This is a genomic window from Rothia sp. HSID18067, from assembly GCF_003989445.1.
Taxonomy (GTDB): domain Bacteria; phylum Actinomycetota; class Actinomycetes; order Actinomycetales; family Micrococcaceae; genus Rothia; species Rothia aeria.
Genome location: NZ_RBMF01000002.1, coordinates 758,536 through 784,047, shown reverse-complemented (window position 1 = coordinate 784,047; position 25,512 = coordinate 758,536). Strand labels below are relative to the sequence as shown.

The following is a 25,512-nucleotide window of genomic DNA, read 5'->3' as shown; positions in this document are numbered from 1 at the left end:
AACACCCGTGCAGGCTGGCGGCTAACCCTCGCAGGAACAGCCTTTGAGAGTATCCCCCTCACGCCCTAACGCGCTGCTGTGCTCAGGCCAGTCATGATCCGCTGCGAAACCAGCCACCATCGGCAAAAAACGCGGCTCGGCGAACCCGTGCTCAGCATACGCCTGCGCGACCGCCTGAGCCGCCTCCCCCAGCCGGTCGGTAGGTATTAAAGCCATCACCGCTCCCCCAAAACCACCGCCGACAATGCGTGCACCAAGCGCCCCATGCGCCAGGCACGCATCCACCGCCACATCAATCTGCGGACGCGAAACCCGCAGCTCATCACGCATCGACACAAAAGACTCCGTGAAAATACGGCCCGCCTCACCAAAAGCCGCCGCACCCAGAGAATCCGCATTTTTCAGCAGGTAACTAGCCCGCCCCACAAGGGCCATATCGTGAAAGGCATGCCGTACCCACCCGCGCGGGAAATCAGCCGGAGTGCCGCGCTCCTCAAGCGCCGCCAATGCACGGTTCACCGAAGAATCCACCAGATCCAGGCGCCACTGTTTCGCTGCACGCTCCCCCAGCCCGGCACACGACAAATCCTGCGGTAGGGCATCCCGCAAAAAACGCAGCCCCAGCGCCTGAGCACACGATTCGGAGGCGGCACGCCGCACCGCAAACCCGCCGTCAGTCAGCTCGTGCGGGGTTTTTGTATCAATCACCAGAAAGCTCAGCCCATTCTCGGCGGCATTTACCCGCACCGGGTCAATCGAAAAATCACGGAAATCCACCACCAGCGCCTGCCCCGGCTTAGACCGCAGCGATGCCGTCTGATCCAAACCCCCAGTATGTGCCCCAGCCACCTTATTCTCGGCGGTAATGCACACCTGTGCTAGACGTGCCCGAAGCGCATCATTCCCCGGTGAACGGTCTGAAGGGAGCTCATCAGCCTCCGGACACCCCGGCCGTAAAGGGCATGAAAGATCCAGCAGCGCCAGCGCCGTTGAGCACTCCAACGCCGCCGAGGAAGACAGCCCGCCGCCCACCGGCACCCGTGAATTAATCAGCAGGTCAGCACCGAAATCGGGTGGGAGAACAATATCGCGCCCACCCTCATGGTTCATTGCCCACGCAACCCCCGCCACGTATGTGAACCATCCTTTGAGGTGACCCGGCTGAATATCACGCACCACCACGGTTCGTTCATCACCGGGCATCTGTAATGATGAGGCCCGCAGCACGCCGTCACGCCGCAGTGACCCCGCCACATAGGTGCGGTACGGCAGCGGCATGGGCATGCACGAACCGCCCAGAAAATCAATGTACTCCCCCAGCAGGTTCAGTCGTCCCGGTGCCGACCACACTCCGTCAGGTTCTCTGCCGTAGGCTTCAATAAATGCCTCACGTGCGCGGCGCACCTCCTGAGCGTGAACCGGAAGAGTGTCCCATTGGGGGGCAGCGGTGGTGGTCATAGAACCTCCGAGACGGAACCGAGTAGGAATGTGACTGGGATGTTAAACATTGTAGGAAAACAAATGGTTCTTGGTGGGGCACACGGCACTTCTGCTGCCACCGTAGTGCCGCCCAACACCCCACCAATATATATTATTTGAGGCATACATACTGGTCGGGGTGGTTTTGCAAGGGTAATTAGAGAGATTTAGGAACTATAAGCCAATTATAGAATCCACGGCACACTGCATATCCTCTCTGTACCGTTCCAATGCCTCAGAGTATGTGTGTGCCCCCTCAGGAGCCAGCAGCGGCAGAGTTTGCGCCTCCTCAATGAGGCTCAGCGCAAGATGAGCCAATAGTCGGGCCTGACGCTGAGCCCGCTCCCCCGAAAAACCCAGCAGGTGCAGATCCGCGCTCAGCACACGCACCAGAACAACCGAGCCCGGATGCAATGTGAGAGCCAACCGGATCACTTCCGGGCACTCTCGAATAGGGTACAGTGCTGAAAACAGGATCTCTCCGCGACGCATAAGACACGAACGCACCGCATCGGCTGAGCCAGCAGAACATGGAGCGTGTAACTGGTCTGGGGCGCGCGCCAGAATATAGTCGGACAGCAACACCAACAGATGCTGCTTCGAGCGCACATGATAGTACAAGGCGCCGGGCGCCACCTGCAGCTCGGAGGCCAATCGGCGCATCGACAAATCCGCCAAACCGTAGGTTGCCAGCACCTCGTAGGCGGTGTGAAGAATCTTATCGCGCGAAAGAGCCACACCCAATATTCTACGGGCCCCACACCCGCCGTTGAAGCGAATCATTCGCGCCTGAAGGTAGTATTCGCCAAATGAGCGGAAGAATAATCGCCGCTGGTGGCGTAACCCGGTGGGCGCACACACTGAACGGGTGTTTAATATTCGGTATGAGCACTACATATTCCGAACTTGCCGAACGCATTATGTCCGGGCAAACCCTGAGCCGGGATGAAATACACGAACTAATCGTCACCAGCGACGGGCAAGACTTCGCCCTTATTGAGGCAGCCTCAGCTATCCGACGCCACGAATTCCGCAATATGATCGCGGTGCATACTGACGATGAAGAACTAGCGGCCGCGCTCGGCACCCGTTCCATCGCCATAGACGGCTACGAAACACTGGATTTAAGCGCCGATATTGACTCTGAGGTGCTCGCGGATAAACTGGCGGAGCTCGGCGCGGGCAGCACCACAGGTATTACCGTGAAACTCCCCGCTAACGCCGTACCTATGACCCTCATGCGGGTTCTTGCTATTACCCGCATGGCTGCCCCCGATAAAGTTCTTCATCTGCCCGACGGCTATGAAGAGGCGCTGCGTTCCCTCTCGTCGCTGGCTATGCATATTGTTAGTGCCATCACGATTAGTGACGATATTGAGCGTTGGCCCATTATTAACGAAACCCTTAAAGCTCTCAAGCATGGCGGTATTGTGATTGCTGGTGCCGGTGGGCAGGATGCGCTCGCTGGGTACCTGCGGTATCTCTCTGAGCTGGGGGTGGATTTAATGGGGTATCGTGAGGCCCGCGGTTCCGCGTGCGGCTCTGTTGATGGCGGCGGGTGCTGTGGTGGGCATGATCATGCTGAGTCTTCCGCCGAGTCTTCTGCGGGTGGTTGTGGCTGCGGTTCTGAAGGATGTGGGTCTTCTGCTCAAGCCTCTGAATCTGTTGAAGAACCCCAACCTGCTGCGGCTAGCGCATCGCATGGGTGCGGATGCGGTTCTGGCGGGTGTGGGGCGTAGGGGCAGCATCACACGCAATAAATAGCTAAAAATGCATATATTTCCCCTCTGGATTAGGTATACTAATTTAGAGGGGAATAGCTATATTTTCAAAAAGCCATTTTTAGTATATTTCTAGCAAGACATATTTAGCTTGTGTGTGGGTTTGACTCAAGCGTGTGAGGCGGCAAAACCTTCCGCTGAACCTCCTGTACGTTTGAGCTAAGCACTCACTTTAAACTCAAGGGGTTGATACTCGGGCCGATGCTATATCTATCCATCATTGTGCTGATCCTACTCGCCACCGTCATTATGGTGGGCGTTGGTGATCGGCTTAATTTGCCTTGGCCCGTTATGATGACAATCCTCGGAGTGGGTGCCCTGCTGCTACCTGACAGGCCGCACCTTGAGATTGACTCCGAAATTATTCTTCCGATCTTCCTGCCCCCGCTTTTGTGGGCTATTGGCGTGAAATTCTCGTGGGGAACTCTTAAACGCCGCTGGCGTTCGGTGCTTCTGTACTCGGTTTTGCTGACGACTGCCTCCGCCCTTGCCGTCGCTGGCAGTGCCATGTGGTGGGTTCCCGGGATGACCGTTGCGATGGCCCTGGCTATTGGTGCCGCAATCGCCCCGCCGGATCCGGTTGCTGTTGAGGCTGTAGCCGAGCCTGTTGGCATCCCCCGCCGCCTGATTGGCACTCTGCAAACCGAGGGTAGTTTTAACGACGCCATTTCTCTGGTGCTTTTTCACGCGGCAATTCACGCCATTGACCACCATGAGAAAGTGGACCCGCTGAAGGTTCTGTGGGATTTCTCCTTTGGTGCTGTGGTTGCTGTTGTGGTTGGCTATATTTTTGGTTGGCTTGGCGGATATGTGCGGCAGAAGGCTCACGGGACTGTGGCCCGCAGCGCTGTTACTCTCGTTATTCCATTTGGTGTGTACCTGGTTGCTGAAAGCGTGCATGCCTCGGGCGTGATTGCCGTTGTGATCGCCGCTGTGCAGTTTACGAGCACCAAGTATCTGGTGGCTCTGGAAGCCGAAGATCGCCTCTCAAATGCATCATTTTGGCAGGTTATTGAGCTGCTGCTGACCGGTTTGGCGTTTGGGCTTATCGGTCTGCAGGCGAGCGAAATCATTTATCAAGCCGACTCCACCCGGCTGCTGAACCTGTTCTGCTACGGAACTCTCATTTCTCTGGTTGCTATCGCGGTGCGTCTGCTGTGGTTCGCTGCTGTTTGGATGCTGGGGAACCTGAAGAAAACCCCTGTGCATGAAGGGGCACCGGGCACATTCGCTGAGGTTATTGTGATGACCTGGTCGGGGATGCGCGGGCTGGTAACCCTCATTTTGGCTCTTTCTATCCCCACTGTTGCGGGCACCGAGGAACTTCGTGCCGATTCGATTGTGGTGGTCATTTCGGTGCTGTTCTTCACGATGGTGCTGCCGGGCCTTACCCTGCCGTTCGTGGTGAATGTTTTGGGTGTTAAGGCGGATCATTCCGAAGATAACGCGGTCCCCGAGCTGCTGGAGCTGGCCCAGCACGCTGCCCTTGAGGTGCTGCAGGAGGAGGCCCGCGCGGCAAGCCCTGAGACATACCGACGGGTGAAAGATATGTGCACCGCAATTACCCGCCGCGACGACATTATCGAAAACCTGCCGGACGAATATAAGCCGAAGATGCAGGCGCTGAAGAACAGTCGCGAGGAGTACACGAGGCTGCGCGATGTGGCCATGACTGCCGCCCAGCACGAGGTGCTGTCCGCACAAGACCGGTACGACCCGAACGATGTGTACCGTGTGATTCGTAAGCTTGATATCCTCTCGCAGGCCGATACCATTCGCTCCAATAATAATTTTGTGCTCCCGGCGATGCCCGCCGGTGCGGTTGCTTTGGAGCGTTACCGGCTTCTGCGGGAACATTTGGGCACCTCATCCATCCCGTTGGTTGAGAATGCGCCGTCGTCACCACTGGTGACGAGCGTGGATTCCCGCGAGAAAAACTAGGTGGGGAACCGGCCAGAACCGCCCCCGGCGTCTTTTGGGCTACGCCCACGGAAATATTGAGGCGTCAGGGGCGATTTAAGCATTCAGAATCACATAGAATGAGAGAGTACGGTATGTCACCGAGTACCGTTGTAGCCCCGCTGTGAAGTTTGTGGAAAGTAGACATGGATTTTAAGAACCTCTCACCCGCGTACCTTAGCTCACTTGGCGCCGTCTTGGTGAGTGCACTCATGATTGGTTCCGGCGTCTCCTGGATGCTGTGGGTGGGGTGGCTTCTGCTGTTGCTGGCTGTGGGGCTGAATGTTTTTGCGCACCTGGTGACGGTTTCAAAGATGAAGGGTGAGCCAGCACCCGCGATGCTGACTAACCTTGAGCAGCGTTTTGAGGCGATGCGGGAGAAAGCCGCCGAACGCAGCGAAGAGCCGATTGAGGGGGAGCCCGATTTTGACGGTGACCCGCTGGATTCGGAAGTCACGGTTGAGCTGGGCTCTGAGACTCCAAAGAAGAAAAGCGTTTTGCCGTCGAAGATTGAGGATTCTCAGTCTTCTTCCCGCCCCACTGTGCGTTAGGGGAGCGGCGTGAACACTAGATTCCTGATTTCTCCCGCATATCTGCTCTCTATTGCATTGCTGGTTGCTGGTGCGGTTCTGAGCGGCAGCAGGTATATGCTTATCGGCTGGATGCTGTTCCTAGTTGGTGTGTTCCTGAACGCCATGACCCTGGTGATTTTGACAAATCGTGAGCAGCTGCGCCAGATTCGCCAGGCGCATCAGCATCAGAAGGAGCAGGCAGAGCGTGAGCAAGCGGGGGAGAGCCCGCGTGAACCTTCTGCTAAAGAACTTGATGTTGATCCAGAGTCTCAGAAAGAAGATGCGGCCGAGCAGGATAATACACTGCAGCAGGGGAGTGAGCCTGAATCTGCATCTGATGTTAGCGCCGTAGCGGATGAGCCGCAGGATGCCAACGCCGCGGATCAGGAAGAGACCTCACCACAGGAAAGCACTGCTGCGGCACAGGAGCAGGCTGATAGCCCAACTGACCGTGCGGCTGCGGTAGCGCAGAGAACAGCAGGTAATGCTCAGTCAGCACAGAATATGAGACGGTTAAAGAACTCCCGTAAATCCCGTAAACCCCGGAAGAAATCGAGACGGTAGCAGGGGATTAGTCAGTAAAACCCCTTATCAAAACACATATATTCTTTGTATTGAATAGAAAAATTGAAGAGGGAAATGGTGGGTGAGATGAGTGCGGTCGCTTATTTCACCCACCGTTGTCTGTGTGCTGGCGGCGGCTCTAAAAACTGGTGCTGCATTTCTTCCGAGGGCTGATCGATCCACCAGGTGGAGTGGCGATTGAGGGGCAGGGGGAATCCCCATTCTTGCTGTACAACTGTAAAAGTATTCGTTATTGTGGTTCTTTTTTGTAACTGCTCGCGGTTATGCAGCTGTTGGGGCTACTCAGTACCTGCACCCTGGATTATGGGTGAGCTTCTCAAAACCAGGATTGAAACACGTGTTTCTGTGCATCCAGCTTTGGATTCATACCTAGAATCTGGCGAAAAGCTGAAGCCAGAATCCATAGGATAGTTGCTGCAATTATTACATATATGTAATATATGAAGTATGGTATGGCTGGATGTTGAGAAACTTGCAGGTGAGCAGCACGGACTGTTCACTTCGGCTCAAGCTGTCAATCTCGGGGTAAATCGCGCCATGATAACCCGTAAAAAGCAACAGGGTGCTATAGAACAAATACGGTACGGAGTGTATGCTCTAGCCTCTGCGCCCAGTGACCCTCATCAAGAGATACGTGCCGCGTGGCTATCTCTTGAACCCTCGCAAACAGCTGTTCAACGCATTGTGAATCATGAAGGCCCCATCCTATGCGGCACCGTTGCCGCTGAGATTTATGAGGCGGGAGTTTTTTATACCGAGCGATACGATTTTTACTCTTCAACACGAAAACAGAGCCGCGATGAACATATCCGTTTACGACTCCGTAATCTTGAGAAGGAAGATATAGAAACGGTTGATGGGATGCTGGTGGTCTCTCCAACCGTTCTTGTCTGTGATTTTCTCGAAGAATACTACGACCTCAATGATGTCACGACTCTCATTCGTGACCTGGTGGATTCTCGGCGGAAAATCAACTGGAATCGTGTAGAAGAGACTGCACAGAAGGTCTCAGAAGGATACGGTATTCCTACAGAAGAAATATTTGAGCAACTATTTGCTCCTGCTCTTGAGGTTTCTTCTGCGATAAAATCTACTGACCCTAATAATGAGCAATATCTTCCTAAGGAAGTGAATAAATACATCGTGGAAAACTGGGGTCGAAAAATACAGGAGATTAATGATTCTATAAAATATAATTTAATTCTACTATTTAAAAAGCCTTTATTATAAGAAAGTGTTATTTATTTTAAAATTATACATCTGGTATAATAAAGAATCACATTATCTTTTTGAGGGTTTGTGAAAGGGTTTTGGTGTGGAAGGTATTGAGTTATTTGCTGGAGGCGGAGGCCTGCTTTTAGGTTCTGCTCTGGCTGGAGTTCGCCACCATTTAGCAGCTGAGTGGAATAAATGGGCCTGTAAAACTATTCGTGAGAATTCTTTAGCCGGACATCATTTAGTGAGCGGAATTAAGGTTCTAGAAAGGGATATTCGTGGAATTGATTGGTCTACAGAGTTATTAGATAGTAATTCTATTGATATTGTATCTGGAGGACCACCATGTCAACCATTTTCTTTAGGTGGATTGGCACGTTATGCTGATGATCCGCGTGATATGTTTCCCGCTATGACCCATGCTATAAAACAGATTCTTCCAAAAGCATTTTTAGTAGAAAATGTTAAGGGATTAACTCGCTCAAGTTTTTCGTCGTATTTTGATTATATCAAGCTTCGTCTTACGTATCCGGAGATTGAATCTAAACAAGACGAGAAATGGGATGAGCATTATTTACGTCTAAAAAAAGAAAATATTTTTGTACGTGATACTCTGACTTATAATCTGCATACGGTAGTTGTTAATGCTGCAGATTATGGTATTCCGCAGCATCGTCATCGTGTAATTATTGTGGGCATACGGGACGATATAGGTGCAGAGTGGAAAGTTCCCCAGAGGACTCATAGTGGTAATGCTTTGGCAAAACTGCAAGAAGATGGTTCTTATTGGGATAAGCATGAAGTTCCTAGTAAACAACGTGTATCTATAAAGCAAAAAGCTATAAATGACGGGTTACTGCCATGGGTCACAGTCCGTGATGCTCTCTCAGGTCTCCCTGAGCCCAGCTTGAATACTCTTAATATTTGGCGGGATCATATATTTCAGCCAGGTGCAAAGATATATCCTGGGCACACGGGCTCTCCACTTGATGAACCTTCTAAGGCTCTTAAAGCGGGGGTTCATGGGGTTCCGGGTGGAGAGAATATGATCCGTTTTCCGGATGGAACAGTTCGTTATTACACTATCCGAGAAGCTGCGAGGATTCAGACTTTTCCAGATGATTATGCTCTACACGGCGCATGGAGCGAGGCTATGCGTCAGCTAGGTAACGCTGTACCAGTACAGTTGGCAGAGATTTTCATGAGTTCGGTAGTTAATAGTATAACTGTATCTTATGCTAAAAATACAGTTTGTGCAGCATAAAGGATAAGACATGAAACCATTTGATCCTCTAGAATATAAAAATCTTGGCGAATCAATTGTTCGAGCAATGAATGAGCAGCCTATTCATTCTCTGGATAATTTAGAGAAATTTGAAGGGGCTGGTATATATGCGCTTTACTATACTGGAGATTTTTTAGCATATTCCCCTATCTCCCGAGCTAATAAACAGTCTCCAGGATCTGTACCTATATATATAGGAAAAGCAGAAGCAGAGAACGCAAGGAAAGGTGGCTCTGTTGATGATGTTATAGGTAATGATTATAAAGGCACAAAACTTTTTTCCCGCGTAATGAAACATAAACAATCAATTGAAAAAGTCTCGAATCTTGATGTTAAAGATTTTCATGTTCGTGTTCTAGTAGTTACTCCCACATGGATTCCACTTGCTGAAACTATTGCAATTCGTAACTCTCGACCATTATGGAATGTTGTAATTGATGGCCTAGGTAATCATGATCCTGGTAAAGGTAGATATTCAGGAATGCGTCCTATTTGGGATACTTTACATCCAGGTCGCCCGTGGGCTGATAAATTAAAACCTCGTCCAGAAACCCCGGAATTTTTTGAACAAAAGATACAAGCATACCTTACAGCTCTTATAACATCTAGACCACAGGAATAGTAGAATTACAAAATATAAATTTTTGTGTGGGTTACGTTTCCATTGAAAGTGCTACATGGGTGGGTTAAATCTAGGTGAAGTAGACGATGTTCATTCCAGAAAACACGAAAGGAAACCATGGAACCCTCTACACTGCAGCAGCGCTCTCTGTCGGTGATGCGCGTAACGATCAGGCATACCTTGCCGACCGCAGCATCGACCTCAAAATGTCCGTACCCAAAGAAATGGGTGGCGCGGGCGACGGCGCAAACCCCGAACAGCTCTTCGCACTCGGTTACGCCGCATGTTTCCACTCGGCGCTGAAACTGGTTGCGGGTAAGGACAAGGCAGACACCACCGATTCCGCCGTGGGCGCTCGCGTTTCCATCGGTTCCAACGATAACGGCGGGTTCCAGCTCGCCGTCGTTCTTGAAGTTTCCATCCCGAACGTCTCTCTGGACCAGGCGCAGGAACTTGCGGATGCGGCACACCAGGTATGCCCCTACTCCAACGCAACCCGCGGCAACATTGACGTGCAGGTCATGGTCGTCGACGACTAACGATATTGTCCCAGCAGGCAGAATCGCCGCAAAAGGCTCTTTCATCCATATGAAAGAGCCTTTCTTTCGCGGAAAAACGAGGGGAGCGGGGCAGCGAATTAAAGCCGGGATGATGCGTAGTCGGCGTACTCCTGCACACGCTTGCGCGCATCCTTGGTCAGGGCCTTATTCTCCTTCAGGATGCGCCCGGCATTTTCCGCCATAAACTCTAAATACTGCTTATCGCGGGTTTTACGCCAGGCCGTGCACGCCGCATCCAGCTTCGCAAAATCGCGGGAAATCTGCCGCTGCATGGTGTAACGCACCCACATGAGTACCAGTACCACGCCCAGTGGGATCAGGCACAGCCAACTATTCCACAGGGCATAAATACCTATCGCCAACGCGGCGAGTGTCAGTTGAATCGGGGCAATAGACACAATATCGCTGGAACGCTCGCGCTGATTTTTCACCAAAGACTCACGAGCGGCCTGCCGAAAAGCACCGCCAAAACTCTCGGGATTGCGCTCTTTATTCGTTGAAGACATTCACCATTCACCCCGTTTTAACAATCTATAGACATTGTTTTCTGGAAAAGTTTCACGTGAAACGCAGAATCTACGCACCCAACGAAGAGCCGATAAATTCCCACGCACGATCCACCGAAACCTCGGTGCGCGCCTTCACATCATCCGGGGAATAGCTGAACGACGCCGCATGATCCGCCCACTCATGCATAGGTACATCGTTCCAGGAATCCCCAATCGTATAGGTTTCATACTCGACCGGTTTCAGATACTCCACAAGCCACGCCAGCCCGGTCGCTTTTGTGCACCGCTGGGGCACAATATCCAGAAAATCCTGGTTCTTGTGACAATCCACGGCATCACCGAATTCCTCAAGAATCCAGCGGTAGGCGCGCTCGCGAGCATCGTCTTCAGGAATCCATAGGGGTACACCCACATAGTCTTGGGTATCAATCTCGGACTCTGCCAGCGGCAGGAACTCGGGCAGAATATTAGTTGAAGACCCCACATTATCCGCCAGACGATAGTCATGGGTTAAAGTCGTGGCAAAAAGAGCGACCCCCGGCTCCTTTGTGAACCGCTCATAGCAGGCGTGCACCACCGCAAACGAAAGAGTCTGTGCATGGAGGATATTGTACTCGGCATTGGTCACAACAGCGCCGGTGTACAGCACGTTGTAATCGAAGGTAACATCAGCTGTATCAAGGGCAAGTTTCGTGGCGAAAATACTTTTCCCGGTCGCGCACACCGCAATATTCCCGGCCTGCTGCCAGCGGTGAATAGCCTGCACATTCGCGGGCTCGATCTCCCGGTCAAAGAGCAGAGTTCCATCCAAATCGAATGCCATCAGTTTTTTCATGGGTGTCCTTCGGTCTGGGGGGCTAAAAATTGTGGGATGCGCGCCCGGTACAAAAGTCTACCGGAGCACGCATCCCGCTGGTTTGCTTGTGGTCACGCAAGTTTACTGGGGGAGTGCCAAGAACCCAAGGTAGGCGCCAGCAATACCGACGGCGAAGAGGCCGAAGATAATCCAGATGGCGTTAACCCTCTTGCGCAGCAGCCACATGCACAGGAAGCATAGGCCCAGTGCCGCAAGTCCCGGCAGTAGCTGGTTGAGGATGGACTGGACGGTTACATCCACGTGTGTACCGTCAGCTTGTTCGTATTCCGTGAGTTTGAGCGGAATATTGATGCTCGTCCACCGGTACACCAATGCACCCATCACGAACAAGCCCATGACCGATGCGCCCTGAGTAATTTTCTGCAGCGTGTTTCCGCCTGCATCGCCTACAATCTGAGTGCCTTTTTCGTAGCCGTACTGGAAACCGTACCAGCGGGTGGCCCAGCGGATCGCGGTCATTCCGAAGAAGAAGATGAGCGGCCCCAGAATATTGCCCGAAATTGCGAAGGAGGCGCCGATAGCTGCCAGCACGATGCGCGCGGTACCCCAGTAAATCGGGTCGCCCACGCCCGCGAGTGGGCCCATCAGACCAACCTTCACGTTGGTGATGGCTGCATCGTCAATGCCTTCTTTACCGGCTGCTTTTTCACGTTCCATTGCGGCAGTCACACCGATAATGGGGGATGCCACCCACGGCTGGGTGTTGAAGAATTCCAGGTGACGGGTGAGCGCCTCCGCCTGGTCTTCTTTCTTGGTGTAGAAACGCTTAATCGCGGGAATCATGGAGACCGCGAACCCAATGGACTGCATGCGTTCGAAGTTAAACGAGCCCAGCAGGAAGGTGGAGCGGATGTACGTATTAATCTTGTCGCCCTTGGTGAGGTCGGGAACCTCGGTGGTGATTTTTTCTTGAGTGTTCTCAGTCATGGTTCTCTCCTACTCAAGCTCGTTGTCGAGGTCGTTAGCTGGGCGTGCGGCTGCTGGTGCCGCCTGGCTCTTATGAAATATGGGGTTGAGCTGGGTGTACAGCAGCCCCAGGCACGCCCCGATAATGCCGATAGCCACCAGGTCAAGCTGCGCCTGGCCGGTGAGAGTAGCGGTGAGGTTTCCCATAACGTCGGTATTGACACCATTGAGTTTAACCGTCTGAGAGACGGGGATAGCGGCCGCTGTAATGAACCCGAGGAAGAAGAACGGCATGAGGGCTTTTGACCTCATCATATTAATAACCATGGCGAAACCAACCACGGTGATCATGCCGCCGGCGATGCGCAGGCCCGTGGTAATTTCACCCGGGATGGAATCCAGCCAGCTTTTAATAGTGTCAGCGTTAATGAGAGAGACCACTGCGGTGGGAATAGCCACACGTAACCCTTGCAGCGCCATGCCGCTCATGTGCATGAGCTCAATACCGCGGAAATTCGCTGTCTGCGCGAACCTGTCGGCTTGGTGCTGGAAGAACACGGTAATGGTGCGCACGAAAATGGTGAGCACCTGCCCGGTTGCGGCGATCGGAACGGCAACAGCGATACCTTGAGCCACATCAAGGTGACCGTGAATCACCACAACTGCTGCGATGGTGGAGGCTAGGGCTGCATCGGGTGCCATTGCCGCACCCACGTTCATCCACCCGAGGGCGATTAGCTCAAGGGTGCCGCCCACGATAATGCCGGTGCCCGGGTCGCCCAGCACAAAACCCATGAGGGTACATGCCACTAGGGGACGGTGAAACTGGCGTTCATCCACCACGGATGCGACACCCGCAATGAACGCCACCACAATGACGAGAATAAATGCGAGGGGACTCATGAGGCGAGGCCTTTCTCTTTCAAAATTTTTGCCATATCGACGGGGGAGTGGTTAGGAAGCTGCTGCACGTACAGTTTGACGCCGCGTTTGAGAAGCTCACGGTATGCGTCGAGGTCTTCTTCGGATGCGTAAACCGCCTCAGAAAGCTGCGTCATACCGGTTTTGTAGGTTACGCCGCCAACATTGACCTCTGGAATTTCAACGCCTTCATCTAGCAGACGCACCACATCGACCGGGGATTCGAGCACAAACATGGTTTTCATGCCGGTGTATTTGGGGTTGTTGTATACGCGCCCCGCTTTAGCAATATCGAGCACATTGGTTTTGACTCCGGCGGGCGCCACCTGCAGCAGCAGACTCTTGCGGAGGTTGTCGTGGGCGGCTGCATCCGATGCGGCAATAAAGGTTTGCGGTGCCACATAAGGAACCCAGGTGCCCGCGACCTGCCCGTGAATAAGGCGGGAGTCGATGCGCGTGAAAATAGCGTCCATATGCCCGCCTTCAACCTGCTGTTCTGCGGGTATTTCCGGTGCCGCCGGTGTTTCGGCGGGTTTTGCCTCTGCGGCAGGTTTTTCGTCCTGTACCGGTTGGTTGGCCTCTTGGAAAGAGCGAATACCTTTCACGCCCGCCTTATGGGCTTTGGCGACCAGGCCCTTGAGAGTCGCATTTTTGCGACCGGCGCCGCTGATGACTTCAATGAGCATCGGAACGTTGACGCCTGCGACAACATCAATATTTTCGTGTTCTGCCGCGAATCGAGCGCCCGCATTGTAGGGACTGCCGCCGAAGAGATCGACGAGAATAAGGGTTTCTTCAGATCCTGCTTCCGCAACGATGCGCGTGTACTCTTCGATCAAATCTTCCGGACCCTGCCCAGGAAGAAATGTCACCGGATACACGTTATCGAGGTTTCCGAGGATCATGCTGGCGGTCTTCAGAAGAGCGGGCGCTGACTCCCCATGTGCCGCCACAATGATAGTGACCATGATAGCTTTCTTAATTGAACGAACAGTGTGTGTTGTGCCCCTTGTGAGGGCAAGACCCTTTCAGAATATCACGGTATATCATCAAAATGAGAGATATAGCATAGTGGTACGCCGGTATTTTTAATGACATGATGTCACATATTTAATAATAGTCTTTTAGACTGGAAGACCGGGGCCTCTAGCCTGCTATGTAGGCGATGTTGCTGGGGGAGCATGGGTCTGTTGATATTTATCTCTACACCCACTTCACCGTAGATATAAAAGTAAAATATACATTTTCTATATTATTTCTTATAAGTTTAATAAAATTTATCTAATTAATAATATTGTTTCTCGAAATAAGCTGATTATTATCTGTAATGTATAGAGGTTTATTCATTGGGAGACAGGCCCTGCCCATATAAGTCACTGTTCTGTCCATACTGCTGAGCAACAGCTTGATGTTGGATAACCCCAGACCCACCCCTCACGCCCGCTCTTGCGCAGTAGCCCTGAAGGCTATGCTGCTCTATCTGCAGGAATCATCTGAAGAAAATCTCAACCTGAGCGCTTCGGAGACTGACCGACCAGTCAGCTGTACTATACGAGGACTGATACAGCACCGCTGAAAGTTTTAGGTTCTTGGGAGGATCATACTGTGCTACACAGTTCGTATATCCTTTAGTGATTACCCTCTTCAGCTTCACCAACTAGTAATAGGTCTATTTTTATTCTTCCAAAAGGGTAATAAAGACTGATCGAAAAAATATATAGTTTTCATATCGTGAGTAATAGCAAGACCTAAGTCAACAAAAACATACCCCATAGTTCTCTCTATATATTTTTCATTTTTTATTAGCTCGTCTAAAACATCTTTAGAGAATAATTTTAAGTCATTATAAAGTATAGAAGTGTTTTTATTACTTATCACGACTTGAGTTAATTTATTTTTGTCAAATCTTACTAAAATATTTTCATCAAACTTAATAACTTGTTTTGCTGAAATTTCTTTTGGAATATTAAAATTATTTTTTTCTGAAAATAGTTGAGGATCTGTTCCAAATTTAAAATTTCCCACAGCTGTATATGGAATAAAGTATAGGTTATGAGCAGCTCTTTTTGTCGTTTCCCGCTGATTCTCTTGGATTTCCTTATACGTTAAGAACGAACTTTTTTCATATTCTCCTTTTAATATCTTATCATAAATTAGAACTTCATTAAATATTTTCTTATCCCAGTCTATATATAAACTTAGATTATACTGAGGGAATGTATAAAATGAGTTATCCTCAACCAATGGATTTTCGTCCTCTAAGAAAGAAATTAGGCTCTCAAATGATATAACCTTGCCGTTTATATCAAAAGATTGAACCTCTCTCATAGAGACTGTAATGAGTATTGACTCTGACAATACTTTATGTTTTCTATCAAACTCCAAAAAATATACGGGATCATTAATTATTGATTCTGCTAAGTCCTTCTTTTTTCGTCCTACCTGTATACTGTTTAAAGTATTTTTCCTGATTTTTAACATTTTGTATACTTCCTTTTTAATTGATTGCACTCTTTAAATACATTCTCTTTAATGGTGCAATAAATTATTTACATTATACCTTGGCTATATATTTTTCCAAATTCTCATTGAATATTGCGAATATTTAATTTTATGGTCTTTACAAATTTACTTTTCTTTACGCACATCAACTATATCAAATTTCAAATTAATCCCTTGTATTTTAAAACCTTTGTTTAAGAAAATACTAATTGCTTCTTTGGCAGATTCTAAAAAATAGTCCTCTAAATCCGTAAATCCCTTAGTGCTAAATTCAGTAAGAAAAAAATTATTAGGATTCGCTTTAGGCCTATGAAGGTACCTTTCCTCTGGTAGCCCCCAAGATATTTGATTGCTATTAGGAATTGGTATGATAACTGAAAATATTTTCCTCTTTATCTTGGGGTAGGTAATACCTATTTTATATACCCCAAGAAAGCTCTTACTATATTCTTGAGTTTCAAGCCAATAAATATTAGTCGGATTTATGTGAAACTCTATGACCCAATCATTTAGTTGCTCATGAGAAAATCGTGGTTTAATGTGATCAAAAAAATTCTGAAGATTCTGCTGTAAGATATGACTATACGGAAAGTCAATAATAGTTCCTATAACTGAAAATTTTAATTCCACAATATAAATAACCCTTATCACTACAATTAATTTGTTTTCTATTAACTAGATCGATATTTTGGATACAATAACTACCTTTCCTGAAATTATAGTATATATTACTTTAAAGGCATGTGTTAGAGGGTGGCCTGTGCCAGGATTAGGGCGGCGGAGATAATTTACTCAAGTAACTTAGACACATTATTAATAAGGTCGGCAACATAAGGTGCACAAACAATTTCAGAATGAAACGTATCACCATTTTTAAGGTGGCAGGTAATTTGCTTTCCATCAAATTGGACATTAGCGACTTCATCCCTCTGCCATGGTCGGTCAGGTTCCGAGACAATTAAATAATAACGGTCTTGTTCTTCAAATAAATCAATAGCAAAGAATGAATCATTATCTATTGTTCGGTACAACTCAAAACTTCCTAATTTGTCTCCATTGGTTACTATTTTTAGTTTGTCATCGCCCCAATTACGTGCATTAAACTCTTTAAAATCTCCAATTATCTTTTTAAACAGGTAGTTACCTGTTTTAAAGTGGCTTATCACATTAACAACATCACCTGAAATCAGTGAAACTTTCAAAAAATTTTCCGCTAATAACTCAATACTAGATACCATATAATCTTCCGCTTCAGGATCCATGTTTTCAACATACAATATTCCTTCCTCAGCTAAAAAAGGTAATTCACATATAATATGCATATAGCCCATTCGCGGCACATACTCGATTGCAACGCCATCTAATAACATTATTTCTTCCCGTCTAACACTTGCTATATTTAATAACAGTATTGATTTTCTGTACTTTGCCCTCTATAAATTCTCGATAAAATTTATCTGATCAATAATATTGTTCTTTGTGAAAATAAGCTGATTATTATTCTTGTCTGTAACATGTATAATATCTTTGATTTTTGTGCTGGGCTGCCCCAAATCTCCAATAATAAAAAATGTTAAAATATTAGTTGTGTAAAGATCTTCATTCGTTAACTCCCACGCCATCTCAAACCCCGAGACATGGAATATGTCCGATCCGGCGGTATTTCGGACTCTCCACCCGTGCTCCAAGAGAAGATCCATGAACCTGTTCATCTCTTCATCATTCATAGTTAGTAACCTTTATTTCTATAGCAACTGGAGGGAAACAAAGGCTAATGCTTATTCCTTATCATCCACAGCGAATGCTTGATAAAAATACCGGAGAAAACAAGTTCAGCAATGGGTACAGCGAATACAAGCACAAGAATGAGTACTTCACCGACGGCACCCGTCGGGAGAGTTGAGTTAATGTTATCCAGAGTCGGCAGTATATAAAAAACAATCCCTAGAAGAGAAAAAATAAACCCAAATATATTAATAATACAAACCCACACGGGGTGCAGATTATTTTTTACAGATTTCCACCCAAAAATATGACAGAAAGGATACAACAGATATATAAATAGTATTGCGGCGGTCGCAAATACCATAAGGTACTCTAGCGAATAGAATAAATCATCGGAGTACTTACTGTTGCTATAGGATTGCACATCGTTCATGAACGCCAGCAGCAGTATAATAGCGCCCACTATGTGCAATACAATAAGAGGCCCCACGGTGCACAGGCGCACGAGATAAAGGCGGGAGTATTTTTGAACTATCGCAGCATACGTTGACGGCTGTGCCTCAGGGGCAGCCGACGCTAAAGGCTGCGAAAAATTTGGTGACGGGGCCATATGCTGCGGCGGGTCTGCATCCATTTTGTTTGTGTTCTTTCATCCAGGTTCTCCCGCTACTAGTGTATACAAAAAGGTGAAACCGAGCTATGGATTTGGTTCCCGCCGAATAGCCTCTTGAACTGCTTATACACCGCCTGTACAGTCTTGAAGGTTCACATGTGAGCGATGCCGACTACGCACAGGTGAAGTGCACAGTTTGACGGAAGGAACTGGCGGAGCTGACCTTTGTTATTACCGTTATTAATGCGTGGAACCGCCTCGGGGTAGCCTATGCGACCGACCCCGGAAGCATGGATAAGATGATGGGCCGTCGCTCACGGATGCGGTGCTCACTCACCGCCCAGATGTTGCGCTGATCGACATTCGCATGCCGCCGACCTTCACGGATGAGGGTTTGCGTGCGGCGGTTCAGATTCGCAAGCAGATTCCGGGGCAGCCGGTGCTGATTCTTTCGCAGTATGTGGAGCGCCTGTACGTGGATGAGCTGCATATGGACGGTGGTTTAGGCACCGGCTACCTGCTCAAATACAGGGTATTTGACGATGCCGGGTTCGTGCGCTCGGTCAAGGCGGTTGCCGCGGGCGGTGTGGTGGTAGACCCGGAGACCCTCAAGGAGCTAATGGAGCATCGGGCGGTGTAGCAACGCTTGGAGCGGCTGACCTCCCGCGAGCTTGAGGTGCTGACCCTCATGGCGGAGGGTCTGTCAAACAGCGAAATTGCCGAGAAGTTGTTCGTGGCGGAAAAGACCGTGGCAAAGCACATTAACACCCTTTTCGCGAAGCTCGACCTGCCCGATACAAACAGCAACGCCCGCCGCGTGCAGGCCGTACTGCACCTGCTGCGGAATGGGTGAGGCGGCTGCCCTATGCGGGGGCAGCACTCCACAGGTCTTTCGCCAAGCGGTCAATATGAATCGTCAAATAGGTCAGCTCATCCTGGGTGAGCGGCTGCTGAAGCTGCATCTCAAGAAGCAGCAGCACCTTCTGCGCGCACGCGTGGGCGCGTGGCGCATCCGCGCGTAAAGCCGCCAGCAGGCTCGGCTGCGAAATCCCGGCACCTGCCGCCCCGATCTTGCCCTGATCGGCGCGCACAAACAGGTACCGCAGGTGCGTAATGAACCGTGCCGCAGACATGGAGGCCGGGTCGATAGCGCGCCTGTACGCCACCTCAATCACCTCAAAAACCTGCGCAAACACCTCCGTCATACGGAATGCCCGCGACATGTCGGCGGTCGCAAACTGGGCGTTTACCAGGTGCAGCGCCAGCGGGATCGCCTCGTTCGTGTTCAGCTCCACGCCCATGCGCTCGCGCACCAGGTTCAGGGCACGGTGGCCGTAGATCACCTCGTGCGGGTACAGCAGGTTCACCTCAGGCGCGAGCGGGTAATCCACGCGCAGCCCGTCACGGGCGCGTATGACCGCGTAGTGCAGGTGGTCTGCGAACGGGATAATGAAAGAGTTTGAGAGCTCAATCTCGGTGTCGTTGCGGGCGTCGCCCTCTATTTCGGTGGCTATCGCCAGAATATCGGCAGGAATTTCGGACAGCGACCAGCTGAGCCGTTCCGCCGAGATACCCTGCTCAGGGACGAAGGTCTGCTCAACTTTCGCGGGGTTAACCATGTCCCCTTTGCGTTTACCAAACGCCAGCCCGCGGCCGATCACCACCGCCTGCTTACCGAAAGTATCGACGGTGAGGGCCACATTATTGTTGTAGATGCGGCTGATGCGCATGGTCCTCTCCTTTCCGTCGGCTCTCGGGTATTTCCTCAAATTTTACCGTCACCCTCAGCTATAAGAGCCTGCCGCAGCGGTTCATTCCCGCAAAAAGGCGGAAAGTTCAGGGGGAAGGTGCCGAAAACCGGCAGTGTGCGACGCGCTGAAGGGGCGTAAGCACCGGTACTAGGTGGTGAAAGGTGCGCGTTACAATGAAACAAGGGTGACCAAAACGTCACCACCATGATTATCGATAAATAACGAGGGAGTTATATGTTTAAATCCCGCCGAATTGTGGCACCGCTATGTGCCGGTGCCTGTCTACTTCTGGGGTTGAGCGCGTGCTCTTCGGCATCTAATAGTTCACCGCAGGCGGGTGCGTCGTCAACTGCCTCGGCGAGCGCCTCCGCCACTACACCGGATGCTGCTGACGGGAAGCTCCCCCTCGGTTTAACTGAAGATAATAAAGCTGGCGATAGCCGCCCCCGCTCGAAGGTGAAAGATGTTGCCACAGGCGCGACAGTGAACCCGGACGGGTCGTGGACGTACACCGCCTCCAACGGCACCGTTATGACCACTAACGCCGACGGCACCTGGACCTGGAAAAACCAGAAAGAAGGCACTGAGGCCACCCTGCACGCTGACGGCTCGTGGGATCACATTATGAATAATGAGATGATCCACCGGCAGGTGCATGTTAACGCTGACGGCACCTGGACTATGGATGACAGGAAAGTGGGGCATTTCGAGACGCACACTGACGGCGGCTGGAAGCACACCCACGGCACCACCGAAAACACCGGCAACGCCGATGGGACGGCGGTGAGTAAGAGCGCGTCGGGTCAGCGTCAGCTCTCCCGTAAGGAATGGCCCGTGGTGCCTCCCGCCCCCGCAACGGTGGTCTCTGAGGACGGGGTGGGCGGTGAGAGCGTGCTGCCGCTGCAGCCTCGTAAGGGCCTGAAACCGGGTACGAAAGTGATCTACGTTGTCCCCGGCTCTGAAGAAGACCTGAAAGCCACCGCCGAGCAGGAGGGGCTGCTGCTGACTGACGACAATAAGGCGGGCACCGAACGCCCACGTTCAAAGCACAAGCTCAAAGCAAATGCCACGGTGAATGAGGACGGGTCGTGGACGTACTCTGATGCTAAGGGCGTCACCATGACGGTTGCAGCCGATGGCACCTGGACCCAGAAGGACGCTAACGGTAACACCTCCGCGTTGCACACTGACGGGTCGTGGGATGAGTATATTGCCTCCCGTGATGAGACTGTGCACGTTAAAGCCGATGGTGGCTGGATCTGGGAGTATAAGGGCGGTGCCGAAGACCTGGTGAAAGGTAACCATAAGATCACGGTGAACGCGGACGGCTCGTGGCGTAATGAGACCGAGTCGTTCGTGCTGTACGGTACTGCGGAGGGTAAGGCGTACCAGGAGAAACCTGTTGCGCGTGAGCTGTCGAAGAAGGATGCACCGAAGGGCATTCCTAGCGCCCCCACCGTGCTTGAGCCGAACGGCCCGGGTGGCGGCGGTGTGGTGCCGCTTAAACCGCGCACCCCGTTGAAGGCCGGGCAGAAAGTGAGCTCGTAGCCCGGCGGTTCCCTGATAGCCCCGGCGGGGCGGCGCCTTCACGCGACGTTTCGCCGGGGTTCTTCTACGATTGCGCGGGAGACACCGTGATGCGTGCCCTCACTCTCAAAGGTGGCGCACGATAAAATTTAAGGGAACAGGTGCCCTACCTTCCGGAGGCTGCCGTGGCGCCTGAAACTATCGCCGGTGAAAGAGAGAACACATGTTTACGCCCCGTTACCGTGTGGCGCCGTTATGCTCTGGTGCCGTCTTATTGGTGGTGCTAAGCGCTTGCACCGCCAACCCCACGTATGAGGAGCGGGCCGCCACTCCGGCCCCGTCCACCTCAACAAGCTACACCGTGCCTGTGGGCCAAGTGGACGAGTATAAGGCGGGCAGGCCCCGGCCGAGCGCATCCGGTGGGACTACCCCGGCGGGTGCAAAAATTAATGGTGACGGGTCGTGGGAGTATAAGGACGCGAATGTGAGCGTGCACGTGCACCCGGATGGCACCTGGGAGTGGTCCAATAGCGGCGGGGATAAGGCGAACCTGAAAGCTGATGGCACGTGGGAGAGCTATATCGCTAAAACTAAGGAACGTACCCGGGTGAACCCGGACGGCAGCTGGATTCGGGTGGTGGATCATGTGAGCTATGACCTGGTCCCGTCTGGGCGGGGGATGGCGGTGAATACGGACGGTTCATGGCGTCAGCAGGCTGAGCATGTGACCCTGTACGGCACATCGGACGGGAAGGTATACCAGCAGAAGCCGGATATGCGTGAGGTTGGCCCGGACCGAATACCCGATGAGACCCCGGCGTTGCCCACTATTTATGGGCAGGATGGTGTGGGGGATAAGAGCATCATCCCGCTGCGCCCGCGCACCCCGCTGAAGGCGGGTCAGAAAAACGTCCCCTAACTGGTGATAGAACACCACAAAACGCATAAGCATGTAAAACTGTGCATAGTGGGTCTTGGGTGAAGGTATGGCTGGTTTATCCAGCAAGGTACACTTAAAGATGCTGCACATCCCACACTGCTGCATATTCACTGAAGTGGTGTTGTGGGGCATTATTATTCACCGTTGAAAAGAGAATGCATATGTTGACGCCCCGTCGTTTCGCCGCGCCATTATCGGCCAGTGTTGCCTTGGTTTTGGTGCTGAGTGCCTGCACCACTAGCTCCGTGAAATCGCAGGAAAGTTCCCCGACTATGAGCGAGTCTTCCGCAGCCGCCGCCACGAGCGAGTCCTCCCCGGTGAACACGGCGGCTGCCTCCGAATCGGCGGACGATAAGCTGCCCGTGGGCCTGACCGACGACAATAAAGCCGGTAAACCGCGTCCGCGCTCATCCATGAAAGACACCCTCAAAGGTGCAACCATTAATGAGGACGGCTCGTGGACATACGATAAGCCCGATGGCACAGTCATGACCACTAACGCGGATGGAACCTGGCACTGGAAGGACGAAAAGAGCGGGCAGGAAGCCACCCTGCACGCCGACGGCTCATGGGATTATTCCACCCACAACGAGTATGTGAAGAAAACTATTCACATGAACGCGGACGGCACATGGAGGCAGAAAGACGAGAAAACCGGTGACTCCACAGAAACCCGTGCCGATGGCAGCTGGGAAAACCACGAAGGCGGCGGTAAGTACGTAACCACCGGTACGACGGAAGGAACCGCGACGAAGAAGAACACGGCCACCGGGGAAGAACGTGAAATCCCTAAGGAAGGTTTCCCTGTGGTTCCCCCAGCGCCCCATACGCAGGTGACGGAGAACGCTGTGGGCCCCAATAGTGTGGTTCCGCTCAAACCCCGTGCTGGCCTCAAACCCGGTCTGAAAGTCACCTATGCTGTCCCCGGATCTGAGGAGGATAAGCAGGCCTCAGCTGAGGCGGACGGTACCGCCCTGACCGACGACAATAAGGCCGGTAAGCCGCGCCCGCGTTCCACCGATAAATACCCCGAAACCAACGCCACCATTAATGAGGACGGTTCATGGACGCACACCACCGTCGGTGGTGTGGAGGTCAAGGTGAACGCCGACGGCACCTGGGAGTGGAAGAGCACAAAAGACGGCTCGTCTGCCGCCCTGCACGCTGACGGCTCCTGGGACTTTGATGACGTGAAATATCAGCAGAAAATTCATGTGAACGCTGACGGCTCGTGGACCTGGGAGGATCAACGGAACCAATCCGTTACTGTAACCCACGCGGACGGCTCGTGGCGGTACGAGGACGACAGGTCACTCGATACCGGCCTGGCAGATGGCACCGCCCACCACGTGGATAAGCAGCACAGCAACTTTAACCGGGAAATCAAGAAAGAACACTTCCCGGCGAAAGTACCCGGATTCCCCACCTCCTACGTCTCAAAGAACGGCGTGGGCCCCAATAGTGTGGTTCCGCTCAAGCCCCGCACCCCGCTGAAAGTGGGGCAGAAAGCCGTTTCGTAGCTGAGCCGGTTCGTCGCTGGGGCCGCTGTGCGGTACCGGTGGCGGGCGAGAAATACGCGGTATTGTGCAGGCCGGATACTCCCGTTGTGTGGGGAGCATCCGGCTTGCGCGCGTCTTTAAAACTGGGGGTTTACTGGGGGAACGGTGGGAGCTGGCTACGGGTTCTCTGTACATCGTAACGAGCACCGGTGAGGTGCCGCCGCAGCCACTGCCCCGGTTCATATACTGAGGGTAACGGCACCCGGTGCGCCGCACACCGACATACGTTATGAAGAAGGAAAACTCCAATGAAGAAGACCAGCCGCAACCGTATGGCAGCCCCCGTCTCGGCCTCATTCGCCCTCTTGTTGGCGCTGAGTGCCTGCTCGTCATCCGGGGTGAACCAGGGAGGGGGCACCAATAATTCGGGGTCGTCAGAATCTGCATCCACCTCAACGGAGGACGGGCGGCAGATAGTTGGTCTGGGAGACGACAATAAGGCGGGCAAACCCCGCCCCCGCTCCGAACGTGAAACTCGTGGTAATCAGAACCAGGTGAAATCTGATGGGTCGTGGACAGAGAAAACCTTGTCTGGCCAGGAAAAAATAACTGTGAATGCTGACGGCACTTGGGAGAATAAAACTGGTGAGAAGGAATTTACGCTTCACGCCGACGGCTCGTGGGAATCCACCGAAAAACTGTCTAATTCAAAAACCGTAATCCACGTTAACCCTGACGGCTCGTGGGGCATTCAAGAGCAACGCAAAGAAAATAAAGAGCCTTCAAATAAGGCAGAGGTTCGCGCCGACGGTACCTGGGAGGTAGACGAGCTCGGCGTTAAATATGTTGGTAAGGCTGATGGTACGGCCACCAAGAAAGACTCCAAAGCAGATGAAGAGAAACCTATTTCTCGCAGCGAATGGCCCGATATTTTCCCCAAGTACGTGGCATCGCTCTACAAGGAAGATGGAAGCTTGGTAACTTCCGTCCCGAAAGACGGTGTTATTCCGCTGAAACCGCGTACTGCTTTGCCGTTGGGTGTCTCCGCTAAGAAGGCTGTACCCGAAACTGATGAATACCGCAGGGGCCTTGCTGAGCTTGAAGGCACGCTTCTGACAGATGAGAATAAGGCTGGTAAGCCGCGCCCGCGCCCTGAACGTGAAGTAAACCCGCAAGCCAAGGTTAACCCTGACGGCTCATGGAGCTGGAACAAAGGGGACACTGAGCTGACTGTCGCCACCGATGGCACCTGGGTTCAACATGAGAAAGCGGTGGGGCAGAAAACAACGACCCTGTACGCCGACGGCTCGTGGGAAGAGAAAGAAACTAAGAGTGGCGGTGAGGAAGCTGTCACGCACGTTAACCCTGACGGCACTTGGCGTACGACTGAGGGTTCTAAAAAAGAAGAACTGCATGCTGACGGGACGTGGCGCTCAGAGAGCAGCGGCGGGTTCGTCACCTACAGCGATGTCAACGGCAAAGTGTACATGGAAGGCTCAAGCGGTAAGCCGTTCGAGATTACGAATGAAACGTATACAACTGTGCGCACCCCCAGTGTTCCATCACCCAGGGTGGGGTATGGTCTCGGTATTGGTGGGGGAGGCGTCCTGCCGCTGACCCCGCGTAAACCGCTGTATCCCGGGCAGAAGGCCTTCTCGTAGGAGAGAGTGTAAGGAATCTGGCA

Annotated in this window: 27 protein-coding genes; 14 read left to right on the top strand and 13 right to left on the bottom strand. The window is 51.8% G+C overall.

Going from position 1 to position 25,512, the window contains the following annotated elements; translation table 11 throughout:
* Positions 1-21: 21 nt before the first annotated feature.
* Together D8M23_RS08490 and D8M23_RS08485 are read right to left on the bottom strand one after the other, a co-directional pair.
* Positions 22-1,458 carry a galactokinase gene (locus tag D8M23_RS08490; protein ID WP_126854413.1) on the bottom strand — a complete coding sequence of 479 codons (1,437 nt, stop codon included), beginning with the start codon at positions 1,456-1,458 and terminating at the stop codon, positions 22-24.
* Positions 1,459-1,653: 195 nt separating this feature from the next.
* Positions 1,654-2,217, bottom strand: coding sequence for a TetR/AcrR family transcriptional regulator (locus tag D8M23_RS08485; RefSeq protein ID WP_126854412.1), 564 nt, complete (start codon positions 2,215-2,217; stop codon positions 1,654-1,656).
* A 146-nt stretch (positions 2,218-2,363) separates the two neighbouring features.
* Here D8M23_RS08485 and D8M23_RS08480 point away from each other — a divergent pair, with 146 nt between their 5' ends.
* The 8 genes from D8M23_RS08480 to D8M23_RS08445 all read left to right on the top strand — a co-directional run bounded on the left by D8M23_RS08480 (position 2,364) and on the right by D8M23_RS08445 (position 10,037).
* On the top strand, positions 2,364-3,218 hold the full coding sequence (locus D8M23_RS08480) for a biotin synthase (RefSeq protein ID WP_126854411.1): 855 nt from the start codon (positions 2,364-2,366) through the stop codon (positions 3,216-3,218).
* 243 nt (positions 3,219-3,461) lie between these two features.
* On the top strand, positions 3,462-5,201 hold the full coding sequence (locus D8M23_RS08475; protein ID WP_006888640.1) for a cation:proton antiporter: 1,740 nt from the start codon (positions 3,462-3,464) through the stop codon (positions 5,199-5,201).
* A gap of 164 nt (positions 5,202-5,365) precedes the next feature.
* Positions 5,366-5,770, top strand: a complete 405-nt coding sequence (locus D8M23_RS08470) for a hypothetical protein (RefSeq protein ID WP_094758799.1) — start codon at positions 5,366-5,368, stop codon at positions 5,768-5,770.
* Between the two features lie 9 nt (positions 5,771-5,779).
* Positions 5,780-6,355, top strand: a complete 576-nt coding sequence (locus D8M23_RS12170) for a hypothetical protein (RefSeq protein WP_238693818.1) — start codon at positions 5,780-5,782, stop codon at positions 6,353-6,355.
* Between the two features lie 468 nt (positions 6,356-6,823).
* Positions 6,824-7,606: a type IV toxin-antitoxin system AbiEi family antitoxin domain-containing protein gene (locus D8M23_RS08460; protein ID WP_126854410.1), complete on the top strand. Its 783-nt coding sequence runs from the start codon at positions 6,824-6,826 to the stop codon at positions 7,604-7,606.
* 85 nt (positions 7,607-7,691) lie between these two features.
* Entirely contained in the window at positions 7,692-8,855 is a 1,164-nt protein-coding gene (locus tag D8M23_RS08455; protein WP_126854409.1) for a DNA cytosine methyltransferase, read from the top strand.
* Between the two features lie 10 nt (positions 8,856-8,865).
* The gene (locus tag D8M23_RS08450; protein WP_126854408.1) at positions 8,866-9,498 is read left to right on the top strand and encodes an Eco29kI family restriction endonuclease; all 633 of its coding nucleotides are present in this window, start codon (positions 8,866-8,868) and stop codon (positions 9,496-9,498) included.
* Between the two features lie 86 nt (positions 9,499-9,584).
* Positions 9,585-10,037 (top strand): organic hydroperoxide resistance protein, encoded by a 453-nt coding sequence (locus D8M23_RS08445; RefSeq protein WP_126854407.1) that lies wholly within the window; start codon positions 9,585-9,587, stop codon positions 10,035-10,037.
* Between the two features lie 98 nt (positions 10,038-10,135).
* Here the strand turns inward: D8M23_RS08445 and D8M23_RS08440 are convergent, their stop codons facing one another.
* From D8M23_RS08440 to D8M23_RS08395, 10 genes are all read right to left on the bottom strand, one after another.
* Positions 10,136-10,564: a hypothetical protein gene (locus D8M23_RS08440; RefSeq protein WP_126854406.1), complete on the bottom strand. Its 429-nt coding sequence runs from the start codon at positions 10,562-10,564 to the stop codon at positions 10,136-10,138.
* A gap of 70 nt (positions 10,565-10,634) precedes the next feature.
* Complete coding sequence (locus tag D8M23_RS08435) at positions 10,635-11,402, bottom strand: HAD family hydrolase (protein WP_126854405.1); 768 nt, start codon at positions 11,400-11,402, stop codon at positions 10,635-10,637.
* 102 nt (positions 11,403-11,504) lie between these two features.
* Entirely contained in the window at positions 11,505-12,371 is an 867-nt protein-coding gene (locus tag D8M23_RS08430) for a PTS system mannose/fructose/sorbose family transporter subunit IID (protein WP_126854404.1), read from the bottom strand.
* 9 nt (positions 12,372-12,380) lie between these two features.
* Entirely contained in the window at positions 12,381-13,253 is an 873-nt protein-coding gene (locus tag D8M23_RS08425; RefSeq protein ID WP_023133431.1) for a PTS mannose/fructose/sorbose transporter subunit IIC, read from the bottom strand.
* The gene (locus D8M23_RS08420; RefSeq protein ID WP_126854403.1) at positions 13,250-14,239 is read right to left on the bottom strand and encodes a mannose/fructose/sorbose PTS transporter subunit IIA; all 990 of its coding nucleotides are present in this window, start codon (positions 14,237-14,239) and stop codon (positions 13,250-13,252) included. Before D8M23_RS08420 ends, D8M23_RS08425 begins: the two co-directional genes overlap by 4 nt.
* A gap of 682 nt (positions 14,240-14,921) precedes the next feature.
* Positions 14,922-15,752, bottom strand: coding sequence for a hypothetical protein (locus D8M23_RS11870; RefSeq protein WP_193976821.1), 831 nt, complete (start codon positions 15,750-15,752; stop codon positions 14,922-14,924).
* A gap of 147 nt (positions 15,753-15,899) precedes the next feature.
* Positions 15,900-16,403, bottom strand: coding sequence for an Imm9 family immunity protein (gene imm9 / locus D8M23_RS08410; RefSeq protein ID WP_161971664.1), 504 nt, complete (start codon positions 16,401-16,403; stop codon positions 15,900-15,902).
* A 158-nt stretch (positions 16,404-16,561) separates the two neighbouring features.
* On the bottom strand, positions 16,562-17,143 hold the full coding sequence (locus D8M23_RS08405) for a hypothetical protein (RefSeq protein WP_126854401.1): 582 nt from the start codon (positions 17,141-17,143) through the stop codon (positions 16,562-16,564).
* 63 nt (positions 17,144-17,206) lie between these two features.
* The gene (locus D8M23_RS08400) at positions 17,207-17,500 is read right to left on the bottom strand and encodes a hypothetical protein (protein WP_126854400.1); all 294 of its coding nucleotides are present in this window, start codon (positions 17,498-17,500) and stop codon (positions 17,207-17,209) included.
* 44 nt (positions 17,501-17,544) lie between these two features.
* On the bottom strand, positions 17,545-18,132 hold the full coding sequence (locus tag D8M23_RS08395; protein ID WP_126854399.1) for a hypothetical protein: 588 nt from the start codon (positions 18,130-18,132) through the stop codon (positions 17,545-17,547).
* A 304-nt stretch (positions 18,133-18,436) separates the two neighbouring features.
* On the opposite strand from D8M23_RS08395, the gene D8M23_RS12165 reads away from it, so the two are divergent.
* Together D8M23_RS12165 and D8M23_RS12160 are read left to right on the top strand one after the other, a co-directional pair.
* Positions 18,437-18,751 carry a hypothetical protein gene (locus D8M23_RS12165; protein ID WP_238693817.1) on the top strand — a complete coding sequence of 105 codons (315 nt, stop codon included), beginning with the start codon at positions 18,437-18,439 and terminating at the stop codon, positions 18,749-18,751.
* A gap of 6 nt (positions 18,752-18,757) precedes the next feature.
* Positions 18,758-18,964, top strand: a complete 207-nt coding sequence (locus tag D8M23_RS12160) for a response regulator transcription factor (protein WP_238693816.1) — start codon at positions 18,758-18,760, stop codon at positions 18,962-18,964.
* A 10-nt stretch (positions 18,965-18,974) separates the two neighbouring features.
* Here the strand turns inward: D8M23_RS12160 and D8M23_RS08380 are convergent, their stop codons facing one another.
* Positions 18,975-19,841, bottom strand: a complete 867-nt coding sequence (locus D8M23_RS08380; RefSeq protein WP_006888356.1) for a PRD domain-containing protein — start codon at positions 19,839-19,841, stop codon at positions 18,975-18,977.
* Positions 19,842-20,096: 255 nt separating this feature from the next.
* Here D8M23_RS08380 and D8M23_RS08375 point away from each other — a divergent pair, with 255 nt between their 5' ends.
* From D8M23_RS08375 to D8M23_RS08360, 4 genes are all read left to right on the top strand, one after another.
* Positions 20,097-21,410, top strand: coding sequence for a hypothetical protein (locus D8M23_RS08375; protein WP_006888424.1), 1,314 nt, complete (start codon positions 20,097-20,099; stop codon positions 21,408-21,410).
* Positions 21,411-21,612: 202 nt separating this feature from the next.
* Complete coding sequence (locus D8M23_RS08370) at positions 21,613-22,308, top strand: hypothetical protein (protein WP_006888517.1); 696 nt, start codon at positions 21,613-21,615, stop codon at positions 22,306-22,308.
* A 182-nt stretch (positions 22,309-22,490) separates the two neighbouring features.
* Complete coding sequence (locus tag D8M23_RS08365) at positions 22,491-23,849, top strand: hypothetical protein (protein ID WP_126854398.1); 1,359 nt, start codon at positions 22,491-22,493, stop codon at positions 23,847-23,849.
* 287 nt (positions 23,850-24,136) lie between these two features.
* Positions 24,137-25,489, top strand: a complete 1,353-nt coding sequence (locus tag D8M23_RS08360; RefSeq protein WP_126854397.1) for a hypothetical protein — start codon at positions 24,137-24,139, stop codon at positions 25,487-25,489.
* Positions 25,490-25,512 lie beyond the last annotated feature (23 nt).